The organism is Halolamina salina, from assembly GCF_042678005.1.
In the GTDB taxonomy this organism is placed as follows: Archaea; Halobacteriota; Halobacteria; order Halobacteriales; family Haloferacaceae; genus Halolamina; species Halolamina salina.
Map to the genome: position 1 here is coordinate 1 of NZ_JBHUDH010000094.1, position 6,197 is coordinate 6,197.

Annotated in this window: 5 protein-coding genes and 1 pseudogene; 3 read left to right on the forward strand and 3 right to left on the reverse strand. The window is 70.7% G+C overall.

The annotated features are described in order from the left end of the window. From ACFR9S_RS09015 to arcS, 3 genes and pseudogenes are all read right to left on the reverse strand, one after another. Positions 1-161, reverse strand: a pseudogene (locus ACFR9S_RS09015) (beta-ribofuranosylaminobenzene 5'-phosphate synthase family protein); the annotation flags it as partial. A 57-nt stretch (positions 162-218) separates the two neighbouring features. Further along, the gene (locus ACFR9S_RS09020) at positions 219-566 is read right to left on the reverse strand and encodes an SHOCT domain-containing protein (protein ID WP_379732239.1); all 348 of its coding nucleotides are present in this window, start codon (positions 564-566) and stop codon (positions 219-221) included. Positions 567-659: 93 nt separating this feature from the next. Then, complete coding sequence (gene arcS / locus ACFR9S_RS09025; protein ID WP_379818457.1) at positions 660-2,417, reverse strand: archaeosine synthase subunit alpha; 1,758 nt, start codon at positions 2,415-2,417, stop codon at positions 660-662. Between the two features lie 85 nt (positions 2,418-2,502). Between arcS and ACFR9S_RS09030 the strand changes: the two genes are divergently transcribed. The 3 genes from ACFR9S_RS09030 to hemC form a co-directional block, all read left to right on the forward strand. Further along, a complete protein-coding gene (locus ACFR9S_RS09030; protein ID WP_379818458.1) occupies positions 2,503-3,651 on the forward strand; it encodes a sensor histidine kinase in 1,149 nt (382 codons plus the stop codon). Positions 3,652-3,719: 68 nt separating this feature from the next. Beyond that, a complete protein-coding gene (hemL, locus tag ACFR9S_RS09035; protein ID WP_379732365.1) occupies positions 3,720-5,060 on the forward strand; it encodes a glutamate-1-semialdehyde 2,1-aminomutase in 1,341 nt (446 codons plus the stop codon). A 65-nt stretch (positions 5,061-5,125) separates the two neighbouring features. After that, positions 5,126-6,197 (forward strand): hydroxymethylbilane synthase (gene hemC, locus ACFR9S_RS09040; RefSeq protein ID WP_379818459.1); only part of this gene is annotated, 1,072 nt, incomplete at its 3' end.

Here is a 6,197-nt window from a genome sequence, read left to right on the forward strand (position 1 = left end):
GCCACGTCGTCGTCACAGACGACCGCCTCGGCGGTCGTCGCCTCGACGGCGAGCGTCGGGCGATCGAGCGCGACGCCCAGCGCGCCGTAGAGCCGATCGTGTGCCAGCGAGAGGTTACCGAAGCCGAAGTGGAGCCGCGCGGCCGTCTCGACGCGTGCCATCGTCCGTCCCTCTCGCTCGGGGGACTTCGCCGTTTCGGCGGCCGGGGAGGGGGATCCTTAGCGCTCCTTGGCCACGGTGCGCTCCCGGTCGCGGTCCGAGGACTGTTCGGTGCCTTCGGTCTCCAGCAGCGTGTCCAGTCGCCGTTCGAACTCCGCCTCCGTGAGTTCGCCGCGGGCGTACCGCTCCCGGAGCGTCGCTACGGGGTCGTCGGCGTCCTCGGGGTCAGCGTCGGCGTCGTCCTCGTAGTACGTGAGGATCGCCAGCGCCGGCGCGGCGATGAACCAGCCGAGGATGAGAACGACCGCGGGGAGGGCGCCCAGCGAGAGCACTGCGGTGAGGGCGGCGAACCCGAGCGAGACCACGAGGACGAGCGCGATGCCCGGCCAAGACTTGAGCGGGACCATATCGGGAGACGCGTCAGGTATCCTGAAAAATCTACCGTGCTCAGGCGCCGTCGGCGGTCAGGAGTGGGACGCGCTCGGAGCCGGACGAAGCGTTCAAATCTCGTCCACGTGCCGGGTCTCGACGGCGATCCCGCGCGTCGACTCGACCATCTCCTCGCCGAACATCGACGCCCGGCCGACGCCGAACGCCTTCGGCCCCTCGACGATCACCTCGTCACCCGTGCGGATCGCCTCGTCGGCGTCGACGACGCCGTGCACGAGCACGCTGCCGTGGGGGACGAACTCGTCGATCTCGACGGTCTTGCTCGGCGCGTCGCTCTCGGCCCACTTCCGCGCGCCCGCGGTCGTGAACGAGAGCACGCCGTAGTTGGGCACCATCGTCGCCAGCTGTTCGCCCTCGCTGTCCCGGACCTGCAGCTTGGGGTAGCGGCTGGTGGTCTGGATCTCGTCGCTCGGGAACAGCGCCTCGCCCGCGCCCTCGCCGAGTTGGTAGTCGGCCATCGCGCGGACGATCCGGTGCTCCCGGGTGCGCTTCTGGTACGCTTCCTCGCCCTCCAGCGCCGCCGAGAGCGCGTCGAGCGACTCCTCGGTGGTCGGGTGGTCGTCGACGGTGTACTCGAACTCGGCGTCGACGGCGGGTTCGACCGTCTCGCAGATCTCGGTGTAGCCGCCCGGCGGGACGTGGGCGATCACCCGGTCGTAGTCGTTCCGTTCGAGGTAGCGCCGCAGGACCTCGGCGACGAACTCCCGCTCGTCAGCGCTCCAGCGCCCGGTGACGACGGTGTCGTACTGCTGGGCGGGGTAGGTGAGTTCCAGTTCCTGCGGGACGACGCCGATGGGCGAGGTCATCGACGCGAGGTGGCCGCGCCACTGGATCGCGTCGTGGAACTGTCGGTGGCTCTGGGACTCGCTGTACGGCTTCTTCGCCGAGCAGGGGACGAGCACGAGCGGGCCGTCGAACTCCGTCCGGTAGCGCTCGGTCACGCGCTCGGCGAAGCGCTGGATCTCCGGCCGGCGGATGCTGTCGCCGCTCGCGGCCGCGAGTTCGCTGTCCCGGACGATCGGCGCACGCTCCTCGACGTAGGCGTACTGCTGGTCGAACTCCCGGAACGCCGCGGTGAGCCACTGGTCGTGGCGGGCCTGCCCCTCGACGTAGTCACGCAGGCGCCCCTCGCGGATGCGCTCGCGGACGACCCGGAGTTCCGTCCGCAGCGCGTTGGCGTTGTGCTCGGCGCAGTCCCGGCGGTCGAACTCCTCGATCGGCTGCTGGCAGGCCGAACACGAGCAGGGAAGCTCCCGGAGGTCTTCGAGGAAGCGTTCGCCGTCGCTGGTGAGGTAGAACCCCTCCGCGCCGCGCACCTTCGCCTTCTTCGCGTCGACGAGGTCGACGCCGGCGTAGACCAGCGTCGCGACGTTCCGCGGCGTCGCGACGCCGGAGAGGTAGAGCGCGGTGTCGGCGGGGATCGCTTCGCGGGTGCGGATAATCGCGTCTTTGAACGCCGCGGCGTGGCCGACGAAGCCGTTGGCATCCGAGAGCAGGTAGGCGTCGGCGCCCACGTCGCGGGCCTCCTCGCTGGAGACGACCGCGGCCGTCGGGGCGTCGATCTCCGGGTGGTCGACGCGGAACGACTCGCGGACGGGTTCGCGGGTGCCCGGCGGGAACGCGCGGTGGGGGAGGATCGTGAGGCTGTCGTCGGCGCCCTCGGGGAGTTCGCGGTCCTCGGCCCAGAGGGATCCGGCGTCTTCGGTCACCTCGTCGACCGTGGCCGGCGTCGTGAGGGGGTCGGCGAGGCGGAGTTCGCCGAGACGGGCGGCGCCGTCGCGCCCGTGCACCTCGAAGTACTCGGTCATGGCCGGAACTGGCGCGGGGAGGGCCTTATCGGGTTCGTTGTGACACCGCCGACAGCTTGATGCAGCCAGTGGGTCACCCTCATCCATGGTCGGATCCGGAGGCACACGGGGGATCGTCGACGTGCTCCTGCGGGAGGTCGGCTTCAACCCCGACGTGGAGAGCGACCGCGAGCCCGACCGGGGTCCCGTCCGACTGGTCGCGAGTGCCGTCGTCATCCTGACCGGCGTGGTCCTGTTGATCCCGAACGTCACCGTCCTGCTGACGCCGGGGGTCGGGCCGGTCGGACTCGCGCTGTCGCTGCTCGGCACGGTGGTCTCGACCGGGCTGGTCGCGGCGGGGTACAGCCTCTATCACAGCAACTTCAGCAACCGGAACGCGATCCGGATCGCGGTCTGGAACGTGCTCGGGATCGTCGTGCTGGGGTCGGTGATGCTCGGGCTGTTCGCCTACCAGCGCAACGCCGGCGCCGCCCCGGTCGACCGGGCGTTCACGATCGCGAACCTGCTCGCGATCGGCGCCGCGGCCCACGTCATCATCGGCGTCTACGACGCCCGGCGTGTCCGGGCCGAGGAGCTGGCCGCCGAGCGCCGGAAGCTGGCGGTGCTGAACCGCGTGCTCCGGCACAACCTCCGCAACGAGGCGACGGTGATGCTCGGTCACGCCGACCAGATCGCCGCGACCGCCGAGGATCAGGAGGTCGTCGACTCCGCGGAGACGCTCAAGCGACACGTCGAGACCGTCGGCGAACTCGCCGAGGAGGCCGACACCGTGATGAGCATCTACGACCGCCGCGGGAGCGGCCTCGAAGAGCGGTCGGTCCGGGCCGACGCGCGGGAGGCCGCGGCCGCGGTCGCCGACGACCACCCAGACGCCGACCTCACGGTCGACGTGCCCGAGGGGCTGGCCGTCCGTTCGGACCCCGCGCTCCCGGACGCGCTGGAGGAGCTCGTCGAGAACGGCGTCGTCCACGGCGCCGAGGAGCCGGCGGTCACCGTCACCGCGGCCCGCGAGAACGGCCGGGTCGCGATCGAGATCCGGGACAACGGGCCGGGCATCCCCGAGGAGGAGTACCAGGTCGTCACCGGGGACACCGAGATCACCCAGCTCACCCACGGCTCGGGACTGGGGCTTTGGGTCGCGCAGGCGGTCGTCGACGCCGCCGACGGGCGCCTCGACTTCGGCGCGCCCACGGAGGGCGGCACCGTGGTCACGCTCCGGCTCCCGGCGGCCTGAGCCGCGGAACGCGGCCCCGTCTGCCGAACCCGTTAGCTTCTTTCGCCGTCCGTCCCGACCCCCGAGGTATGAACCACGAGCGCTCAGGCGAGCTCTACGACCGCGCGCTGTCGGTCATGCCCGGCGGCGTGAACTCCTCGGTCCGGGCGGCGATCGAGCCGTACCCCCCCTTCGCCGACCACGGGGAGGGCGGCCACATGATCGACGCCGACGGCAACCGCTACGTCGACTGGGTGATGGGACTCGGCCCGCTCCTGCTGGGCCACGACCTGCCCGAACAGGTCCAGTCCGAGATCCAGCGCCACGCCAGCGCGGGACCGATGTACGGGATGCCGACCGAGATCGAGGTCGAGCACGCCGAGTTCGTCGCCCGCCACGTCCCGAGCGTGGAGATGCTGCGGTTCGTCAACTCCGGCACCGAGGCGACCGTCTCCGCGACCCGGCTCGCCCGCGGCTACACGGGCCGGAACAAGATCGTCGTGATGCAGGGCTCCTACCACGGCGCCAACGACTCCACGCTCGTCGAGGGCGACATCGACGAGCGCGGCCCCTCCACGCAGGGGATCCCGACGGAGTTCGCCGAGCACACCATCCCGGTGCCGTTCAACGACCCCGAGGCCGCGACCGAGGCGTTCGAGCGACACGGCGACGACATCGCCGCCGTGCTCGTCGAGCCGATCCTCGCGAACAAGGGGATCGTCCACCCCGTCGACGGCTACCACGAGACGCTCAGAGACCTCTGTGACGACTACGGCTCGCTGCTGATCTGGGACGAGGTGATCACGGGGTTCCGCGTCGGCGGCCTCGGCTGTGCCCAGTCGAAGTTCGGCATCGAGCCCGACGTGACGACGTTCGGCAAGATCATCGGCGGCGGCTTCCCCGTCGGCGCCATCGGCGGGAAGAGCGAGATCATCAGCCAGTTCACCCCCTCCGGCGACGTGTTCCAGGCCGGCACCTTCTCGGGCCACCCCGTGACGATGGCGGCTGGACTCGAAACGCTGCGTTTCGCCGCCGAAAACGACGTGTACGAGCACGTCAACGGCCTCGGCGAGAAGCTCCGGGAGGGACTCACCGAGATCGTCCGGGAGCAGGCGCCGTCGTACACCGTCGCCGGCACCGACTCGATGTTCAAGCTGATCTTCACCCGCGACGGCCCGGCGAACGTCGAGGACACCTGTACCGGTGGCTGCAAACAGAACGAGGGCTGCCCGCGCTACGACTACTGCCCGAAGACCGGCGCGGACGTGGCGGCCGCCGAGACCGACCGCTGGCGCCGCCGCTTCTGGCCGGCGATGAAGGAGCAGGGCGTGTTCCTCTCCCAGAACCAGTTCGAGTCGCAGTTCGTCTCCTACGGCCACACCGAGGAGGACGTGGAGAAGACGCTGGAGGCGTATCGGGAGGCGCTGTAAGCCGCTCCCGCAGCCGCCGGGGCGCGAACGCACCCCTTTTCCCCACCGGTCGCCCACTCCCGCCCATGAGCACCGACAGGACCCTCCGCCTCGCCACGCGCGGGTCCGACCTCGCCATGCGACAGGCCGCGTTCGTGCAGGAACGGGTTGGCACCCGCCGGCGCCCGGTGGAGCTGGTCGAAGTCCAGACCGAGGGCGACCGGATTCGGGACGAACTCATCGCCGACCTCGGCCGGATCGGCGCGTTCGTCCACGCGCTGGATCAGGAGGTCGTCGACGGCGACTGCGACGCCGCCGTCCACTCGATGAAGGACATGCCCACGGAGTTCGCCGACGGGATGGTCGTCGCCGCCGTGCCCGAGCGGGCACCCGCGAGCGACCTGCTGGTCACGAAGGACGGCAAGGATCTCGAAGACCTCCGCGAGGGCGCCGTCGTCGGCACCTCGTCGGTCCGCCGGACCGCCCAACTGCTGCACGCCCGCCCCGACCTCGACGTGCGGCCGCTCCGGGGGAACGTCGACACCCGGATCGAGAAACTGCTCGCGCCCGAACTCCAGCGCGAACACGAGCGTCGCCTCGGGACCGACGAGACGGAGGCGAGCAAGGAGATGCGGGAGTACAACCTCGACCCCGAGGGCGAACTCGACGACGAGAACGAGGGGCTGAACGCGATCGAGGAGGAGATGGACGAGTTCGACCAGTCCGTCGAGGAGTGGTTCGACAGCCTCTCCGAACTCGAACGCGGCGCGCTGGGACAGGAGTACGACCACGAGTACGACGCGATCGTGCTCGCCGAGGCCGGACTCGAACGCAGCGGCCTGCGCCACAAGATCGGCACCAGCCGCCTCCCGACCGAGGAGTTCGTGCCGGCGCCCGCACAGGGGGTCATCGCCGTCACCGCCCGCGACGAGGACGTGATCGCCCGGCTGCGGACCAAGCTCGACCACGCGCCGACCCGGGTCGCCGTCACCGTCGAGCGAACCGTGCTCGCGGAGCTGGGCGGAGGCTGTGTCGCCCCGCTGGGCGTCCACGCCACCGTACAGGGCGACACCGTCTCCGTGCGCGCACAGGTGCTCTCGACCGACGGCACCGAGGTCGTCGAGGAGACCCGCGACCTACCGATCGACAGCCACGTCG